We start from the raw sequence: 17,706 nt of genomic DNA, 5'->3' as shown, positions 1-17,706 counted from the left end.
TCTAGATCGATCCCGCCAGTGCGCCGATCGCCGCAAGGATCGTGACCACGATGGAGATCGGGACGAGCCACGCCGCGGCCAGTGCCAGCGAGATCGAGGTGCCGATCTTCGGCGGTGCGAAGTAGCGGGCGCGGGGCAGATCGCCGACCTCATCGAGCCAGCGGGCCGGCAGACTGGCGCCCTGCCACAGACCCTTCATGCGCCCGAGCACACGCCACCCGTCACCGCCGGCGATGCGATGCAGCACCTCTCCGGTCTGCTCGGCGCGGCCGGTCAGATTGACCATGACCCGCAGCTCGTCGGCCAGCTGGCCCGGATCCTCGACCGCCTTCAGGATCCGCTGACGGCGCACGCCGAACGCTCCGGACACCAGGGCCATGGCCACGCCGACGATGGTGATGACCCATCCCACCGGGCCGTCGGCGACGAGCCCGATCACGATCGTCGCTGCGATGAAGGGCGCCGACAGGACCAGCAGTGCGGCCGTCGGCCAGCGCAGCAGCCGCACGGCCGAGGTGATCGCCACCGCGGCCCGTGTGCTGGTCTCGCCCGTGGTGTCGTCCACGTTCTGGGCCGCTCGATGAGCTGCTTGATTGGCCTGGGATGCCCATCGTCCGGGCCGCGATCTGCGCTCGTCCATGAGGCCATCGTAGGCAGACCCAGGTAGCCCTAGGGTGGCTTCGTGGTCATCGTGCTGTCGCTCGTCTCAGCTCTGTCGTACGGCATCTCGGACTTCCTCGGTGGAATCTTCGCCAAGCGAGCGAGCGCCTGGCCGGTCGCCGTGGTCGGGCAGTCGACGTCGGCGGTGTGCGCGCTCACGGCGCTCGCCCTGTTTCCCGGTTCGCCTGCCACGCCGGACCTGGTCTGGGGCCTGCTGGCCGGCAGCGGAGGAGGCGTCGGGGTCGGCTTCCTCTACCGGGGTCTGTCGACCGCCCGCATGGGCGTCGTGGCGCCGATCTCCGCCATCGGCGCCGCTCTGCTGCCCGTGGCCGCGGGCCTCATCTCCGGCGAGCGTCCCTCCCTGCTGGCCTTCATCGGAATCGTCGCCGCCTTCCCGGCGATCGTGTTGATCTCGCGCGTCCCGGCCAGCGAGGAGTCGGGCACCACGACCGCCAGCGGTATCGGCGACGGAGCGCTCGCGGGGCTCGGCTTCGGCGTGCTGTTCGTGTGCCTGGACCGTGTCAGTGACGGCGGCGCACTGACCGGGCTCGCGGCCTCCCAGGTGACGTCGGTGGTCACGGTGATCGCCGTCGCCACGGCGATGGGGGCGCCGTGGCTGCCCCGCGACCGGTTCGCGGCGCGCGCTGTCGTGATGGGTCCGCTCGGCTTCACCGCACAGGGCGCCTTCCTGTTCGCCACCCAGCAGGGCCTGTTGTCCGTCGTGTCGGTGATCTCGTCGTTGTACCCGGCCTCGACCGTGCTGCTGGCGGCCCTGCTGCTGCGCGAGAAGATCTTGGCGTGGCAGGCCGTCGGCCTGGCCCTCGCCGCCACCGCCGTCACCCTCGTCGCCCTCGCCTGACCGCTGACGAGTCACGGAGACCCGCCGACGAGTCACGCACGCCCGCTGACGAGTCACGTAGTCCTACCGACGAGTCATGAAAGCCCCCTGATGAGTCACCGCGACCCCGCGCCGAGACGGTCAGTGCAGTCCTTTGCCCGGCCACACGTTCACGCCACCGGCCCTGAGTGGCTCCTCACCAGTTCTCCGTGACTCGTCACCGGGTCTCCGTGACTCGTCAGCGGCCTACTTGAGGAACTTGGACGTGCTGCGGTCCTTCAGGGGCTTGCCGCCGGTCTGGCAGGTGGGGCAGTACTGCAGTGACGAACCGGAGTAGACGACCTCGAGGACCGTGTCGTCACACACCGGACACGCCTCGCCGGTGCGACCGTGCACGCGCATGCGGGTGCGCTTGCTGTCCTTGAGCTCCGCGGCGGGCTTGCCCCGGGACTGCTCGACAGCCTCGCTGAGAATGTCGTGCAGGGCCGTCTCGAGTCGCGAGATCTCGGCATCGGCGAGGGTGTCCGCGAGCGCGAACGGGGACAGCTTCGCAGCGTGCAGGATCTCGTCGCTGTAGGCGTTCCCGACGCCCGCGATGATCTTCTGATCCCGCAGCAACCGCTTGACCTGCATGTGGCGGGCCAGCAGGGGGCGCAGATCGAATCCGCCCACGAGCGGGTCGGGCCCGAGCGCCGCGATGCCCGGCACGTCGAGCGGATCGTTGACCAGGTACATCGCCAACCCCTTGCGGGTCCCGGCCTCGGTGATGTCGAATCCCTCGTGGGGACCGTCACCGCGATCCAGGCGCACGCGAGCCGCGAGCGGACCGTTGCCCATCTTGATGCGGGTCTCGGAGAACGCACTCGACCACCGCAGCCAACCGGCCTTGGCCAGGTGGACCACCAGGTGGATCCCATCGACATCGATGTCGATGAACTTGCCGTGCCTGGTCACCCCCGTGACCGCGAGACCCGCGAGCGAGTCGATCGGCGGATCGAAGGTCTTGAGCACCGAGAACGAGCCGACCTCCATCCCGGCGACGACGGCGCCCGCCATCTCTCGATCGAGGAACTCGACCAGGGCGTTGACCTCGGGCAGCTCGGGCATGACACCAGTCTGCCCCCTCGAGTCCGACGGAGCGCTGGATTCAGGAGTCGTGGTCGCTGAAGAACGTCTGCAGGCCGGGCCACGTGGCGTGGCGAGCACCCCGACCGGTGAGAACTCCCAGGTGACCACCCGCAGCCCGGATGATGCGTGTCTCCGGAGCACCGACGACGAGCTCGAGCAGACGGGTCACGGCGCGTTCAGGCGCGAGCGTGTCGCCGGTCCCGGCGACCACGAGTACCGGCACGTCGATGGCCCCCAGATACACCCGCCGACCCGCGATCTCCATGCTGCCGCTCGCGAACTCATTGCTGCGCATCACCACGTGGTACAGCTGCCCGAAGGTGCGCCCCGGATAGGCGTACATCGAGTCCATGAACTCATCGACCGCTTCGAGCTGGGCCAGGAAATCTCGGTCGTCGGCGTGCATCAGCATCGCGAACGGCTTGGTGAGGTACTTGTCGAGCGCCGAGATCTGAAAAGCGGCTCGCGTCATCCAGGCCGGAACACCGCCCATGGCGCGATAAGCAGGTCCCACCAGGGCGCCGACGGTGCGGTCGATCGGGCGGGCCAGGGCGAGCAGGGGCACCTCGCGCAGGTCGAAGGGGCTGGCCACCGCGGTGACGCCGGCGAGCGGCAGCTCGGGGTGCGCCGCGGCGGTGAACATCGTGAAGATGCCGCCGAGGCTCCACCCCGCCACGTGCACGTCGTCGCCCTCGTGGTGCGCCGACGTCGCGCGGATCGCCGCCGGCACGACGGAGTCGATCCAGTGCTCGAATCCCTGGGCCCGGTGCCGGAACTCCACCGGACCGTAGTCGGCCAGGTACACCGGGCGACCCTGCGCGACGAAGTACTCGACGACGCTGCAGGTGCGGCGCAGGTCGAAGGCGAGCGCGGGCGCGGCGAGCGGCGGGATGAACAGGACCGGCTTGCCGTGGGACTCCACCCCGGGCACCGGCACGTAGCGGTACAGCGCGAAGCCAGGCCCCTGCTCCACGATCTCGCGCGGTGTCCGGCTCAGGTCGGCGATGGGGCGGCGTCGCACCTTGTCGCCGACATTCTCGACGAGGGCACCGAGGTCTCGGGGAATGCGCACACCAAGCAGAGCCACGCGCCGATTGTCCCAGATGATCAGGCGACGAACGTCAGGTACAGCAGAACGGCGTTGAGTGCGATGACGATGCCTGCGACGAGGCAGGCCAGCAGCGTGGTCGCCCTGCGGTTCAGGTGTTCGCCCATCACGTCGCGCCGCGCGGTCAGGATCACCAACGGCACGAGAGCGAACGGGATGCCCATCGACAGGACCACCTGGGACACCACCAACGCCCTCGTCGGGTCCGCGCCCACGGCGAGGACGAGGATCGCGGGGATGGCGGTGATGACCCTGCGCACCACCACCGGGATCCGCACGCCCAGCAGCCCGTTCATGACCTCGGCACCCGCCGCACTGCCGATCGACGTGGAGGCGAGTCCCGATCCCAGCAGCGCGACGGCGAACAACAGCGCCACCCCCGCGCCGAGCTCGGATGTCACGACGTCGTGCACGCCAGCGAGCGTGTCGGTGCCGGGCAGCCCGGACAGGCTCGTCGCCGCCACGACGAGCAGCGACAGATTCAGTGCGCCGGCCAGGATCAGCGCGAGCACGACATCGGTGCGGGTCGCCGACAGCAGCTGCCGCACGCTGAGTCCGTCGCCGCGCCGTCCCAGCCGGGTCGTGGTCAGGCTCGAGTGCAGGTAGATCACGTGTGGCATGACCGTGGCGCCGATGATGCCCGAGGCCAGCAGCACGCTGTCAGCGCCGTCGAACGCAGGCACCAGGCCACCGGCCAGAGGTGCGATCTCAGGCGGGGCCACGACCAGCCCGGCCAGAAAACCGACGGCGATGAGCACCAGGAACCCCATGATGACGCGCTCCAGCGCCGCCTGTCCGCGTCGGTCCCCGATCCGCAGGATCAGCAACGACACCGTAGCGGTGATGACCGCACCCACGAGCAACGGCAGGTCGAACAACAGGTTCAGCGCGATGGCGCCACCCACGACCTCGGCCAGATCGGTCGCGATCGCGATCGCCTCGGCCTGCGCCCAGTAGGCGAGTCGGGCCCGACGGGGCAGCCGAGCACCCAGGTGCGAGGACAACGACTCGCCGGTGACCATCCCGAGCTTCGCCGACAGATACTGCACGAGGACGGCCATGACGTTGGCCAGGACCACGACCCACACCAGGGTGAACCCGAACTGCGAGCCCGCCGTCACGTTGGTCGCGACGTTGCCCGGATCGACGTAGGCGACCGCCGCGATGAACGCAGGGCCCAGCAGACCCACACGCGGCAGCCGAGGTCTCACGAGCACAGGGTCAGCATCCCCCACCGCCGCCTCGGCTCACGGCCGCCCCGCGCCGGGGTCGTGCCTGGGACTCAGAGGTTGCCGGTCTTGCCCTTGATCGTGTCCTGCACCTTGTCGACCTTGTCGGCGTACTTGCCGCCGGTCTTGTCGTCGACCATCTTGGCTGCCTTGTCGACCGCGCTGTCGATCTTGTCCGCGTTGTCGTTGACGGCCTTCTTGGCCTTGTCGAAGATTCCCATGGTTCCTCCAGTGGCATCGGTCCGAAGCGGACGGCTCCATCCTCTCTGAGCCCACAAAGCGAGACAACCTCGAACCGATCGCCGGTGGGGCCGCCTGCCTAGGGTGGAAATCTGATGCATCGCTTCCTGCCTGCCCTCGCCTCTCTCGCGGCGTCGCTCGCCCTGCTCGCCGGCTGCTCCGCGCCGGCCGACCCGCCTGCGGATCAGCCGCCCTCCTCCTCACCCACGCCCACCCCCACGCCCACACCGAGCACGACGCCTGCCCCGGTCTCCCTCGAGGCCGAGGTGTCGCGCATCGGCGATTCGCGATGGGACGCCATGGTGGCCACCGGCAGCTGGCGCGAGGGGTGCCCGGTCGGGCGCGCCGACCTGCGCGAGCTCGAGGTGCCGTTCGTTGACTTCGACGGGCAGACCCAGCGCGGGGTGATCGTCGCTCATCGCGACGTGATGGACAGCCTGCAACGGATCCTGCTCACCCTGCACGAGCGAGAGTTCCCGATCGAGCGGATGGAGCCGGTCGAGGCGTTCGAGGGCGACATGCTCGCGAGCCTGCAGACCAACAACACGTCGGCGTTCCACTGCCGCCGGCCCGACCAGATCAACGCACCGCAGGCCGAGTCTCCGCACGCCAACGGGCGGGCGATCGACATCAATCCCGACCTCAACCCGTGGATGGACCTGCGGTGTCAGTGCTGGTCACCGCGCGCCACGCACAACGATCGCGCTCCCGCGCCGGGCAAGATCACGCCCGACGACTCGACGGTGCGACTGTTCGAGGACGAGGGCTGGATCTGGCAGAACATCAGCGTCGCCGACTACATGCACTTCGACACCGGATATCCGTCGCAACCGCTCGGCTGACCTACCGCTGGCGCGAGCGCTGACCGCCGGTCGACGATCCGCCACCGCGCGAGCGGTTGCCGCCACCGCTGTTGCCGCCGCCGCTGGGACCGCGACCGCGGCCTCCGCCGCTGCGTCCGCCTCCGCCACGACCGCCGCGGCCCTGGACCTGGCCCTGGCCGCCGCTGCGCGAACCGCCCTGGTGGCTCGGTGCCTCGGGGGCTGCGGTGCCGGCACCGGACAACGACTCGACGGTCATGGGCGAGGGGGCAGTCGACGCGCGGTGGTGGCGTGCCGTGACGCCCGCCTTGCGCTGCAGCATGATGACGTCGCGCACCTGCTCGGGCGTGGTCATCGTGACGACCGATCCGGACTCACCGGCGCGAGCCGTGCGACCGGAACGGTGCATGTAGGCCTTGTGCTCGGCCGGCGCGTCATAGTGCACGACCAGTCCGATGCCGTCGACGTGGATGCCTCGGGCGGCGACGTCGGTGGCCACGATGACGCTGGCCTCCCCCTTGCTGAAGCGGGCGAGATTGCGCTCGCGGTGACGCTGCGAGAGGTCACCGTGCATGTCGACGGCGTCGATGCCGTTGTTGGTCAGCTGGCGAGCCAACCGGGTGGCGCCACGCTTGGTGCGGGTGAACACGATGCTGCGCGGGTTGGCGCTGAGCAGTGCGTGCGCTGTCTGCGACTTCTGGGTGGCGTCGCTGACCAGCACGTGGTGCTCCATGGTCTCGACCTGGTCGTCGGCACCGTCGACCTCGAACGTGCTGTGCTGAGGCAGGTGGCGGCGGACCAGCTTGTCGACGTCTCCGTCGAGCGTGGCCGACAGCAGCAGACGCTGGCTGGACTCCGGGGTCTTGGACAACAGGGCGTCGATCGGCTTGTAGAAGCCGAGATCGCACAGGTGGTCGGCCTCGTCGAGGACCGTCATCTCGATGTCGTCGAGCGTGAGGCAGCGGCGATCGAGCAGGTCGGTCAGGCGGCCCGGCGTGGCGATGACGATGTCGACGCCGTTCTTGAGCGCGTTGATCTGCTTGTTGATCGGCACGCCGCCGTAGACCGTCGTGTGCTTGAGGTCCATCTTCTGCGCCAGCGGCAACAGGGCGGTGTGCACCTGGATCGCCAGCTCGCGCGTCGGCAGCAGGATCAGGGCCCGTGGAGCCTTGGGCCGGCTACGACGCCCGGCGAGGCGGGCGAGCACCGGCAGACCGAAGGCGAGCGTCTTGCCCGATCCGGTGCGGGCGCGACCCAGCACGTTGTGACCGGCCATCGCGTCGGGGATGACCGCCATCTGGATGGGGCTGGGGGTGACGATCTCCTGCTGGGCCAACTTGCGCACCAGGCCATCGGGCAGGTCGAAAGAAGAAAAAGTAGAACTCACGTAAGGACTCACTGACGATCGGGGGGTGATGCCCGATGCCACTTCGCGCGAGTCGCGCTACTTCGTCGGGCCGGAACAACGCGGATGTGCGCGTTCGCGAACCTTCAATCTAGCAGCGACACCCGCGGCGCCACGAATCCTCACGCCGCTGCGCGGTGTGGGTCCGATCACGCCGTCACGAACGACTGCACGGCCGAGGTGAAGAACCCCAGTCCGTCGGTTCCGGGACCGCAGAGGTCCTCGACAGCATGCTCGGGGTGTGGCATCAGGCCGACGACGTTGCCCGCCTCGTTGGTGATGCCGGCGATGTCGCGCAGTGAACCGTTGGGGTTGACCTCGGCGTAGCGGAAGACGACCCGGCCCTCCCCCTCCAGGCGGTCGAGCGTGGCCTCATCGGCCACGAAGCCACCTTCACCGTTCTTGAGCGGAATGGTGATCTGCTGGTCCAGCTCGAACGCCGACGTCCAGGCCGTGGAGTTGTTCTCCACCACGATCTCCTGGTCACGGCACACGAAGGTGCGGTGATCGTTGCGGATCAGGGCGCCGGGCAGCAGGTGCGACTCGCACAGGATCTGGAACCCGTTGCAGATGCCCAGCACCGGCATGCCACCGTTCGCAGCGGCCACGACCTCGGTCATGACGGGTGCGAACCGGGCGATCGCGCCGCAGCGCAGATAGTCGCCGTAGGAGAATCCACCGGGCAGGATGACGGCGTCGACGCCCCCCAGATCGGCATCACCGTGCCAGAGGGCGACCGCCTCGCCACCGGCCAGTCGCACTGCGCGCTGGGCGTCGGTGTCGTCGAGGGACCCCGGAAAGGTGACGACGCCGATCTTCACGCCTGGTCCGCCAGACCCTCGTCGACGCGGACGGTGAAGTCCTCGATGACCGGGTTGGACAGCAAGGTCTCGGCGATCTGGCGCACCTCGGCCAGGGTCTGGTCGTCGGCCGTGGCGACCTCGAGCTCGAATCGCTTGCCCTGGCGGACATCGACGACGGAGTCGAAGCCGAGCCGGGGCAGAGCCCCGTGCACGGCCTTGCCCTGGGGATCGAGGATCTCGGGCTTGGGCATGACATCAACGATGACGCGCGGCATGCTCACATCGTAGGGGTGGCCGCCCATCGGCATGGACGACGACCCATCGTTAGCCTCGAGGAGGGCAGACCAAGGAGGAAAACACACATGGCTCGACGCTGGCTCGACCAGTCATTCCTCGGGCGATCGCTGTGGCACATCGTGCCGCGCGATCATCGCCAGAGCAGCCAGTCGTTGCGACGCCGCCAGATCACGACGGCGGCGGTCGTGGTGGTCGGGGCGATCGTGCTGGGCGTCTCCTTGCGCATCGAACCGGGAAGTGCGTGGTTCTACCCGTCGACCCTGCTGCTGGCGGCGGTGTGGGCCGTCGGCGCTCTCATCTCCGGCCCGCTGTACCTGGGCCGGATCGTCGACGTCAGGGACGAGACCCCGCGCCGACCCGTGGTGCAGCCCATCGCCATCGGACTGGCGATGGGTGGGGTCTTCGCGCTCGGAGCGCTCCTGGTGCGTCCGATCGATCCCCTGGCCGATCAGGTGGCCAACGTGCTGCAGTTCGCGATCGTGGGCTCGCTGCCGATCCTGATCGCCATCACCGTCATCAACGGAATCGCCGAGGAACTGTTCTTCCGCGGCGCGGCGTATGCCGCGATCACCCGGCACCCGGTCGTCTGGACGACTGCGGCCTACACCGTCGCGACGGCCGCCACCGGCAACATCATGCTGTCGTTCGCCGCGGCCCTGCTCGGTGTCGTGGTCGGTCTGCAACGCCGGGCATCCGGCGGCATCCTCGCCCCGATCCTGACGCACTGCACCTGGTCGATGGTGATGCTGCTGGCCCTACCGCCGATCTTCGGCCTGCGCTGACGCATCCTCGAGCGCCTGACGCACCGCTTCGCCGTAGGTCAGCACGTCCCGCGGGACCACCGCGTCGATGGAGTGCTCGGAGACCAGCACCTCGGTCGACATCGAGTCGATCAGGTTCTTGGCCGTCGTGGTGTCGACGCTCGTCACCAGCGCGATCCACCGCGACGACAGTCCGGGGGTGAGGACCGGCACCGTCTTGATGGGCAGCCGCCGTCCGTGCATCTGTTCGGCAGCCTGCTGCATCATCTCCAGGTACGAGACCTGGTCGGCACCACCGATCTCGAACGTCTTGCCCACCGCATCGGGGTGGTCGACCACTCCGGCGAGATAGGCCACGGCGTCGTCGATGCCGATCGGTTGCGTGCGGGTCTCTGCCCACTTCGGCACGACCATGACCGGCAGGTTCTTGACCAGCTGGCGGGTCAGCTCCCAGGAGATTCCCTCATGACCCACGACCACCGCTGCCCGCAGTGCCGTGACCGGCACATCGGTCTCTCCCAGCAGCTGCTCGACCTGGCGGCGCGACCTCAGGTGCGGCGACAGGTCCTGACTGTCCGCTCCCAGACCGCCCAGGTAGACGATCTGCCGGACACCACACAGGGCCGCAGCCGCCGCAAAGGCACGCGCCGCCTTCGCGTCCTTGGCCTCGAAGTCGTCGTCGTCCAAGGAGTGGATCAGGTAGATGGCGACGTCCACGCCGTCGAGCACCGGCGCCAGCGTGGACGCGTCGTGCACGTCTCCGCCCACGGCTGTGCCGGGCCCGTCATAGTCATCGGGCCGGCGCGTCATCGCGCGGACCTCGTGACCCGCCTCGATCAGGACCGGCACCAACCGACTGCCGATGAATCCCGTCGCACCCGTCACCAGAACAGTCGCCATGCCGTCACCCTATGGGCGCACGGCTCGCTTCGCTCGCCGTCACAGCTGCTCGTTCCTCGCCGCTGCCGGGCTTCGCCCGGGCGCCTGCCTCGCTCCGCTCGGCCCATGGCCGCGTTCGGTGGCCCGGCAACGACGAGTTAGGAGAGTTCGCGCTTGAGGATCTTTCCGGTGCTCGTCATCGGCAGCTCGTCGACGAACTGCACCGCGCGGGGGTACTTGTAGGCGGCGAACTGGTCCTTGCCCCACGCGATGACGTCGTCCTCGGAGACGTCGTCGTGGTCCTTGTTCTTGACGATGACGGCCTTGATCTCCTCGCCGTGGGACTCGTGCGGGACACCGATGACGGCGACCAGCGAGACCGCAGGATGCTCCATGAGCACCTCTTCGAGCTCGCGCGGGTACACGTTGTACCCGCCTCGGATGATCATGTCCTTGGACCGGTCGACGATGAAGTAGTAGCCGTCGTCGTTCTTCTTGCCGAGGTCACCGGAACGGAACCAGCCCTCCTGGATGGACTCCTCGGTGGCATCGGGGCGGTTGTAGTAGCCCTTCATAACGTTGTGACCCTTGATGGCGATCTCGCCGACGGCATCGGCGTCACCGTCGACATCGCTCCAGTCGTCGTTGATCAGCTTCATCTCCACGCCGGGGATCGGCTTGCCGATCGAGCCGACGAGCGGCTCCTCACCGAAGACCGAGAAGGACGCGACCGGCGACGTCTCCGACAGGCCGTAGCCCTCGAGGATCGTGACGCCGAACTTGGCCTTGAAGTCCTTGTGGACCTCGCCGGGCAGCGCCGAGCCGCCCGCAGCGGCGACGCGCAGGTTGTCCGCGATCGCGCTGACGTCGACGTCGGGCTCGTCCAAGGTGCCGAGCAGACCCCAGTACATCGTCGGGACCCCCGCGAAGAAGGTGACGTCGTGCTTGAGCATGAGGCCGAGCGCCGCCTTGGCCTCGAACCGGGGCAGCATGACCACAGTTCCGCCGAACGCGATGGCGCCGTTCTGGATGACGGTCTGCCCGAACGAGTGGAACAGCGGCAGCACGCACAGGTACGTGTCAGGGTGATCGACGTCGGCGCCGAACAGGTCCTTGCCGGACAGCGCGTTCTCGCGCATGTTGCTGTGGCGCAGCTCGGCGCCCTTGGGCTGCCCGGTGGTGCCGGAGGTGTAGAGGATGACGGCCGTGTCGTCGTCGTCAGCGTCGACGGTCTCGAACGTGGGCGCCTGCTCGGCGATCAGGGGCGCGTAGAACTCCGGCGGCTCCATGGGCGCGGGCGCGGCCGAGTCGGCCTTGATCAAGAAGAACTCCTCACACGTGTCCGTGTTGCCGAAGCCCTCCCAGGCGGCGTCGCCGATGGGCAGGTCGGCCGATCCCTCAAACGCGAAGTAGGCCTTGGCCTCCGAGTCCAACAGGTGATAGGCCACCTCGCGCGCCTTGAGCAGCACGTTCAGCGGTACCACCGTGGCGCCGGCCTTGAGGATGCCGTAGTAGATGATCGAGAAGTACGGAACGTTCGGGCAGCTGAGCGCCACCTTGTCGCCCGCGCCGATGCCGCGCGATGCGAGCAGGTTCGCGACCTGGTTCGCAGCGCCGTTGAGCTGCGTGTAGCTCAACTCGGTGTCGCCGAACACGATCGCGGTGCGATCACCGTGCTTGGCGGTCGTGTCCTCCAGCAGTGCGGCCAGGTTTCCCACGGTGACTCCTCAGTTTTGTGACGGGGCTCTCAGCCTATCGGCCAAACGCATGGCCCGCGGGGCGGGACGAGTCGGCTGCCCCCGCACAGGAATCTAGAAGGTCTCGCCGGTCAGGAGCTCGTAGGCCCGCACGTAGCGGGCGCGGGTGCGATCGACGATCTCTGGCGGCAGCGTGGGCGGCGGTTCTCCTGCGTGGCGGTCCCAGCCGCTGACCTCCGACGTGAGCCAGTTGCGCACGATCTGCTTGTCGAACGACTCCTGCACCTGACCCTCGGCATAGGCGTCGGCAGGCCAGAACCGTGATGAGTCCGGGGTCAGCACCTCATCGCCGAGCACGATCTGGCCGGTGGACCGGAGCCGCCCGAACTCCAGCTTCGTGTCGGCCAGGATGATGCCGCGCTCCCGGGCGATCTCGTCGGCGCGGATGTAGACCTGCAGGGTCAGGGCCCGCAGCGCCTCGGCATCGTCGGCGCCGATGGTGCGCACCACGTGCTCGAAGTCGACGTTCTCGTCGTGCTCGCCCAGGTCGGCCTTGGTGGCCGGGGTGAAGATCGGCTCGGCCAGGCGGCTGGACTCCACGAGCCCGTCCGGCAGAGGCACACCACAGACCTCGCCCGTGGCGCGATAGTCGATCAGGCCCGAGCCGGTCAGGTAACCGCGGGCCACGCACTCGACCGGGAACATGTCGAGCTTCTGGACGACCAGGGCGCGGCCGCTGACGACGTCGGGCACCTCGGTGGAGACCACGTGGTTCGGCACCAGATCGGCCAGCTGGTCGAACCACCACAACGACATGCGGGTGAGGATCTCGCCCTTGTCGGGGATGCCGGGCTCCAGCACGAAGTCGTAGGCCGAGATCCGGTCCGACGCGACCATCAGCAGGTGATCGGCGCCCCATGCACCCGGGTCCGGTGCGGTGCCCCATGCACCCGGGTCCGAAGAGTAGGCGTACAGGTCGCGGACCTTGCCGGAGTGCAGATGGGTCGCACCGGGAATCGTCAGAGCCACGGAGCCCACCCTAGAGGTCGTCAGCCGAACACGATGAAGGCCACCACGGCGGCGACGGCGAACACCACGCCCAGAAGCAGCATGGTGCGGGCCACCGAGGAAGCCGCCTGATCGGCCCCGACCAGACGGGCTCGGGTGGGGTCGACGGGGTCGACCAGCACCTCGACGGACTGGCCCACCGCATACGACGGATCGAGCATGCCGCGCAGCTGGACGCGTCGGCCGTCCGGCGTCACGTACATGACGCGCTGGGGCCGGGAGGCGTCGACGACCGTGCCGCTGGTGCGCTGCCAGTGCTCGGGCAGCGTGCCGACCGATCGACGCGCGCGAGCACCCCAGGCCACGAACGCGACCGCGCCGGCCGCGAACAGCAGGGGGATCAGCTCGAGCCCCATGTCAGCGGCTCACAGGATCGAACCGGGCGTGTAGGCGGCGCCACCCGGATCGCCTGCGGCGACGGCCTCGATGGCCGCCACGACGGCCTCGATCTGGCTGCGGGCGGCACCCGTGAACTCGATCGGCTCGGCGACCAGCGCCTCGAGATCGGACTCGGTCAGGCCCAGTCTCTCGTCAGCGGCCAGGCGGGCGAACAGATCGTTCTCGGCGGCGCCCTGCTCGCGCATCTCCAGCGCCACGGCGACCGCGTGCTCCTTGACCGCCTCGTGGGCGGCCTCGCGTCCGACGCCGCGGCGCACCGCTGCCATCAGGACCTTGGTGGTGGCCAGGAAGGGCAGGTACCGGTCGAGCTCGCGCTGGATGACGGCGGGGAACGCACCGAACTCATCGAGCACGGTCAAGAAGGTCTCGAACAGGCCGTCGGCGGCGTAGAAGGCGTCGGGCAGGGCGACCCGGCGCACCACCGAGCACGACACATCGCCCTCGTTCCACTGGTCGCCGGCGAGCTCGCCGACCATCGAGGCGTAACCGCGCAGGATGACTGCGAGCCCGTTGACGCGCTCGCACGAGCGGGTGTTCATCTTGTGCGGCATGGCGCTGGAGCCGACCTGGCCGGGCTTGAATCCTTCGGTGACGATCTCGTTGCCGGCCATCAGACGCATCGTGGTGGCGAGGTTGGAGGGCGCCGCCGACAGCTGCACGAGCGCGGTGACGACGTCGTAGTCCAGCGACCGGGGATAGACCTGCCCGACGCTGGTCAGCACCGACTCGAACCCCAGGTGCGCTGCGACCCGCTGCTCGAGGTCCGCCAGCGCCGACTCGTCGCCGCCCAGGAGGTCGAGCTGGTCCTGCGCCGTGCCGACCGGGCCCTTGATGCCGCGCAGCGGGTATCGGGCGAGGAGGTCGTCGATGCGGCCGACCGAGGACATCAGCTCGTCGGCAACGGTCGCGAATCGCTTGCCCAAGGTGGTGGCCTGGGCCGCGACGTTGTGGCTGCGGCCCGCCATGACCAGCTCGGCGTGCTCGACCGAGAGCCGACCGAGCCGGGCAAGGGCCGCGACGGCGCGGGACCGCACGAGCTCCAGCGAGGCGCGCACCTGCAGCTGCTCGACGTTCTCGGTGAGGTCGCGCGACGTCATGCCCTTGTGGATGTGCTCGGAGCCGGCCAGCGCGGCGAACTCCTCGATCCGAGCCTTGACGTCGTGCCGAGTGACCTTCTCGCGCTCGGCGATGGACGCGAGGTCGACCTGGTCGAGGACGGCCTCGTGCGCCTCGATGACGCCGTCGGGGGTGTCGACACCCAGATCGCGCTGAGCCTTCATCACCGCGATCCAGAGCTGGCGTTCGAGCACGATCTTGTGCTCGGGCGACCAGATCAGCACCAGGTCGGCGGAGGCGTAACGAGAGGCCAGGATGTTGGGGGTGCTCACGGGGCCGATTCTTTCACCTGCCGGGCCGAGACGACCCCGCCGGGACGGGGTCACGGCCGACGCCGACTCGCGCCCACCAGGTCGAGGACGCCCAGGATGCCCAGGACGACACCCAGCGGCTGCCCACGAAACCACCCGAGCTCGGTGTCCCGGAAGAACACCAGCAGACTGGCAGCGGCGGCGAGCAGCAGGACACCGGCAATGAGGTCGAAGGTACGCATGGGTCGACGATGCCCGCGGCGATCGGCGCTGGCATCGGTCGAAGGTCGGTCGCGCAGTGGGCCGAAGGTCGGCCCCACCGTCACGCGCCCGAGCCGGCGGCTGCCCGCGCGATGTCGGTGCGGTGCTGCGCTCCGTCGTAGGAGATCTCGGCGATCCCGGAGTACGCGCGCTCACGCGCCTGCGTCAGATCCGTCCCTGTGGCGGTCACCGCCAGGACTCGCCCACCGGCAGTGACGACCTGACCGTCGACCTCGGCCGTGCCGGCGTGGATGACGTCGACACCGTCGATCGCGTTGGCGGCGTCGATACCGGTGATGACGTCGCCGGAGCTGGAGGTCGCGGGGTAGCCGGCCGAGCTCATCACGACGGTCACCGACGACTCGGCTGCCCACTGCGGCAGGCCGACATCGCCGAGCGAGCCCGTGGCAGCACCGTGCAGCAGCGCGGACAACGGCGTGCGCAGCAACGCCAGGATCGACTGCGTCTCGGGGTCTCCGAAGCGCGCATTGAACTCGATCACCCGCACGCCTCGACCGGTCAGTGCCAGCCCCGCATACAACAGGCCGGAGAAGGGGGTTCCTCGGCGCGCCATCTCCTGGACCGTGGGCACGAGCACGCGGCGGCACACCTCCGCGACCAGATCGTCCGGCGCCCACGGCAGTGGCGTGTACGCACCCATGCCGCCGGTGTTGGGGCCCTCGTCGTCGTCGAGGGCGCGCTTGAAGTCCTGCGCAGGCTGCAGCGGGAGCACCGTCTCGCCGTCAGTGATCGCGAACAGCGAGACCTCGGGGCCGTCGAGGAACTCCTCGATCACGACGGTGCCGCACTGGGCCGCATGGTCGATCGCCTCCTGCCGGTCATCGGTGACGACGACGCCCTTGCCCGCTGCCAGGGCGTCGTCCTTGACCACGTACGGGGCGCCGAACGTGTCGAGCGCCTCGACGACCTGCTCGGCGGTCTCGCACACGCGCGCCATGGCAGTCGGAACCTCGGCCGCAGCCATCACCTGCTTGGCGAACGCCTTGGAGCCCTCGAGCTGCGCGGCCGCGGCTGTCGGCCCGAAGCAGGCGATGCCGACCTCACGCACGGCGTCGGCGACTCCGGCGACCAGCGGCGCCTCGGGCCCCACGACGACCAGGTCGACACCAAGCTCGGTGGCCAGGGCCGCGACCGCGGTCCCGTCCATAGGGTCGACCTCGTGCACGGGCGCGAACGCTGCGATCCCCGGGTTGCCGGGGGCCGCATGAACTTCCGTGACCTGGGCGTCACGCGACAGGGCGAGGGCGAGGGCGTGCTCGCGGCCGCCGGTTCCGATCACAAGGGTCTTCACGACGACCGAGCCTATCGGCGTGTAGGGGCCGGGGGCACCCGCACCAACTTTTGTTGCAGAATGCAGGTGTCCGAGCCCGTCATAGCTGCGGTTCGCTCCAAAAGTTGGCGCCGGGGCACCGCCTGAATCAGAGCAGGTCGTGCCGCACGATGGTCTGCTCGCGGTCGGGTCCCACGCCGATCGTCGAGATGCGGGCTCCGGACATCTTCTCCAGGGTCAGCACGTAGTCCTGGGCGGTCTGCGGCAGGTCCTCGAAGGTGCGGCACGTCGACAGGTCCTCGTGCCAGCCGTCGAAGTACTCGTAGATCGGCTTGGCGTGGTGGAAGCCGGTCTGCGTCATCGGCATCTCGTCGATGCGCTCACCGTCGACGTCGTAGGCCACACAGACCGGGATGCGGTCCCAGCCGGTCAGCACGTCGAGCTTGGTCAGCACGAAGTCGGTGACGCCGTTGATGCGGGCCGCGTAGCGGGCGATCGGAGCGTCGTACCAGCCACATCGGCGAGGACGGCCGGTCGTGGTGCCGAACTCGGCACCGTTGGTGCGCAGCCGGGCGCCGTCGCCGTCGTCATCGAACAGCTCGGTGGGGAACGGGCCCTCACCGACGCGGGTGGCGTAGGCCTTGACGATGCCGATGACGCGAGTGATCTCGCTCGGAGCAATGCCCGATCCGGTGCACGCACCGCCCGTGGTCGCCGACGACGACGTCACGAACGGGTAGGTGCCGTGGTCGACGTCGAGCAGCGTGGCCTGCCCGGCCTCGAGCAGCACCGTCTTGTCGGCGGCGAGCGCCTCGTGCAGCAGCAGCGGGGTGTCGGCCACCATCGGGCGCAGCCGGTCGACGTAGGTGAGCAGCTCATCGACGATCTCATCGACCTCGACGGCCCGACGGTTGTAGATCTTGGTGAGGATCTGGTTCTTGAGCTCGAGCGCACCCTCGACCTTCTGGCGCAGGATCTTCTCGTCGAACAGGTCCTGGATGCGGATGCCGAGACGATTCATCTTGTCCGCGTAGGTGGGGCCGATGCCGCGTCCGGTGGTGCCGATCTTGCGGCTCCCCAGGAAGCGTTCGGCAACCTTGTCGACCGTGCGGTTGTAGTCGGCGATGACGTGGGCGTTGGCGCTGACCACGAGCTTGGACGTGTCGATGCCGCGCGCCTCGAGTCCGTCGATCTCCTCGAACAGGACCTTCAGGTCCACGACCACGCCATTGCCGATGACCGGGACGCAGCCGGGGCTGAGGATGCCGCTGGGCAGCAGGTGCAGCGCGTACTTCTGATCACCGATCACCACCGTGTGGCCGGCGTTGTTGCCGCCGTTGAACTTCACGACGTAGTCGACGCGGCTGCCCAGGATGTCTGTGGCCTTGCCCTTGCCCTCGTCGCCCCACTGGGCGCCGACGATCACGACTGCGGGCATGGAAATGCACCACCCT

At 68.9% G+C, this 17,706-nt stretch carries 19 protein-coding genes; 3 read left to right on the top strand and 16 right to left on the bottom strand.

The window, feature by feature from the left end; genetic code table 11:
* Position 1: 1 nt before the first annotated feature.
* Positions 2 to 640, bottom strand: coding sequence for a hypothetical protein (locus ACHAA3_RS11735; RefSeq protein ID WP_435709197.1), 639 nt, complete (start codon positions 638 to 640; stop codon positions 2 to 4).
* A 42-nt stretch (positions 641 to 682) separates the two neighbouring features.
* On the opposite strand from ACHAA3_RS11735, the gene ACHAA3_RS11730 reads away from it, so the two are divergent.
* Entirely contained in the window at positions 683 to 1,519 is an 837-nt protein-coding gene (locus ACHAA3_RS11730) for an EamA family transporter (RefSeq protein ID WP_435709196.1), read from the top strand.
* A 225-nt stretch (positions 1,520 to 1,744) separates the two neighbouring features.
* Here the strand turns inward: ACHAA3_RS11730 and ACHAA3_RS11725 are convergent, their stop codons facing one another.
* From ACHAA3_RS11725 to ACHAA3_RS11710, 4 genes are all read right to left on the bottom strand, one after another.
* Positions 1,745 to 2,605, bottom strand: coding sequence for an Fpg/Nei family DNA glycosylase (locus ACHAA3_RS11725; protein ID WP_435709195.1), 861 nt, complete (start codon positions 2,603 to 2,605; stop codon positions 1,745 to 1,747).
* A 40-nt stretch (positions 2,606 to 2,645) separates the two neighbouring features.
* Positions 2,646 to 3,713, bottom strand: a complete 1,068-nt coding sequence (locus ACHAA3_RS11720; protein WP_435709194.1) for an alpha/beta hydrolase — start codon at positions 3,711 to 3,713, stop codon at positions 2,646 to 2,648.
* Between the two features lie 20 nt (positions 3,714 to 3,733).
* Positions 3,734 to 4,915, bottom strand: a complete 1,182-nt coding sequence (locus ACHAA3_RS11715; RefSeq protein WP_435709202.1) for an Nramp family divalent metal transporter — start codon at positions 4,913 to 4,915, stop codon at positions 3,734 to 3,736.
* 101 nt (positions 4,916 to 5,016) lie between these two features.
* Positions 5,017 to 5,184 (bottom strand): antitoxin, encoded by a 168-nt coding sequence (locus tag ACHAA3_RS11710; RefSeq protein ID WP_435709193.1) that lies wholly within the window; start codon positions 5,182 to 5,184, stop codon positions 5,017 to 5,019.
* A 114-nt stretch (positions 5,185 to 5,298) separates the two neighbouring features.
* On the opposite strand from ACHAA3_RS11710, the gene ACHAA3_RS11705 reads away from it, so the two are divergent.
* A complete protein-coding gene (locus ACHAA3_RS11705; protein WP_435709192.1) occupies positions 5,299 to 6,045 on the top strand; it encodes a M15 family metallopeptidase in 747 nt (248 codons plus the stop codon).
* Between the two features lies 1 nt (position 6,046).
* Here ACHAA3_RS11705 and ACHAA3_RS11700 read toward each other — a convergent pair whose 3' ends face one another.
* The 3 genes from ACHAA3_RS11700 to purS form a co-directional block, all read right to left on the bottom strand.
* Positions 6,047 to 7,369: a DEAD/DEAH box helicase gene (locus ACHAA3_RS11700; protein ID WP_435709191.1), complete on the bottom strand. Its 1,323-nt coding sequence runs from the start codon at positions 7,367 to 7,369 to the stop codon at positions 6,047 to 6,049.
* Between the two features lie 209 nt (positions 7,370 to 7,578).
* Entirely contained in the window at positions 7,579 to 8,250 is a 672-nt protein-coding gene (purQ, locus tag ACHAA3_RS11695) for a phosphoribosylformylglycinamidine synthase subunit PurQ (RefSeq protein WP_435709189.1), read from the bottom strand.
* On the bottom strand, positions 8,247 to 8,507 hold the full coding sequence (gene purS, locus ACHAA3_RS11690) for a phosphoribosylformylglycinamidine synthase subunit PurS (protein ID WP_435709188.1): 261 nt from the start codon (positions 8,505 to 8,507) through the stop codon (positions 8,247 to 8,249). The genes purQ and purS overlap by 4 nt, the downstream gene beginning before the upstream one ends.
* 87 nt (positions 8,508 to 8,594) lie before the next feature.
* On the opposite strand from purS, the gene ACHAA3_RS11685 reads away from it, so the two are divergent.
* On the top strand, positions 8,595 to 9,311 hold the full coding sequence (locus ACHAA3_RS11685; protein WP_435709187.1) for a CPBP family glutamic-type intramembrane protease: 717 nt from the start codon (positions 8,595 to 8,597) through the stop codon (positions 9,309 to 9,311).
* Here the strand turns inward: ACHAA3_RS11685 and ACHAA3_RS11680 are convergent.
* The 8 genes from ACHAA3_RS11680 to ACHAA3_RS11645 all read right to left on the bottom strand — a co-directional run bounded on the left by ACHAA3_RS11680 (position 9,285) and on the right by ACHAA3_RS11645 (position 17,690).
* Positions 9,285 to 10,190 carry an NAD(P)H-binding protein gene (locus tag ACHAA3_RS11680; RefSeq protein ID WP_435709186.1) on the bottom strand — a complete coding sequence of 302 codons (906 nt, stop codon included), beginning with the start codon at positions 10,188 to 10,190 and terminating at the stop codon, positions 9,285 to 9,287. The genes ACHAA3_RS11685 and ACHAA3_RS11680 overlap by 27 nt on opposite strands.
* A 137-nt stretch (positions 10,191 to 10,327) precedes the next feature.
* Positions 10,328 to 11,887, bottom strand: a complete 1,560-nt coding sequence (locus ACHAA3_RS11675; protein ID WP_435709185.1) for a long-chain-fatty-acid--CoA ligase — start codon at positions 11,885 to 11,887, stop codon at positions 10,328 to 10,330.
* 93 nt (positions 11,888 to 11,980) lie between these two features.
* A complete protein-coding gene (locus ACHAA3_RS11670) occupies positions 11,981 to 12,895 on the bottom strand; it encodes a phosphoribosylaminoimidazolesuccinocarboxamide synthase (protein WP_435709184.1) in 915 nt (304 codons plus the stop codon).
* Between the two features lie 20 nt (positions 12,896 to 12,915).
* The gene (locus ACHAA3_RS11665) at positions 12,916 to 13,290 is read right to left on the bottom strand and encodes a DUF3592 domain-containing protein (RefSeq protein WP_435709183.1); all 375 of its coding nucleotides are present in this window, start codon (positions 13,288 to 13,290) and stop codon (positions 12,916 to 12,918) included.
* Between the two features lie 9 nt (positions 13,291 to 13,299).
* Entirely contained in the window at positions 13,300 to 14,721 is a 1,422-nt protein-coding gene (purB, locus tag ACHAA3_RS11660) for an adenylosuccinate lyase (protein ID WP_435709182.1), read from the bottom strand.
* Positions 14,722 to 14,771: 50 nt separating this feature from the next.
* Complete coding sequence (locus tag ACHAA3_RS11655) at positions 14,772 to 14,942, bottom strand: hypothetical protein (RefSeq protein ID WP_435709181.1); 171 nt, start codon at positions 14,940 to 14,942, stop codon at positions 14,772 to 14,774.
* A gap of 80 nt (positions 14,943 to 15,022) precedes the next feature.
* The gene (purD, locus tag ACHAA3_RS11650; protein ID WP_435709180.1) at positions 15,023 to 16,273 is read right to left on the bottom strand and encodes a phosphoribosylamine--glycine ligase; all 1,251 of its coding nucleotides are present in this window, start codon (positions 16,271 to 16,273) and stop codon (positions 15,023 to 15,025) included.
* Between the two features lie 127 nt (positions 16,274 to 16,400).
* Entirely contained in the window at positions 16,401 to 17,690 is a 1,290-nt protein-coding gene (locus ACHAA3_RS11645) for an adenylosuccinate synthase (RefSeq protein ID WP_435709179.1), read from the bottom strand.
* Positions 17,691 to 17,706 lie beyond the last annotated feature (16 nt).

This window comes from Aeromicrobium sp. CF3.5 (assembly GCF_051262695.1).
Taxonomy (GTDB): domain Bacteria; phylum Actinomycetota; class Actinomycetes; order Propionibacteriales; family Nocardioidaceae; genus Aeromicrobium.
This window is presented reverse-complemented; position numbering and strand designations above follow the sequence as displayed.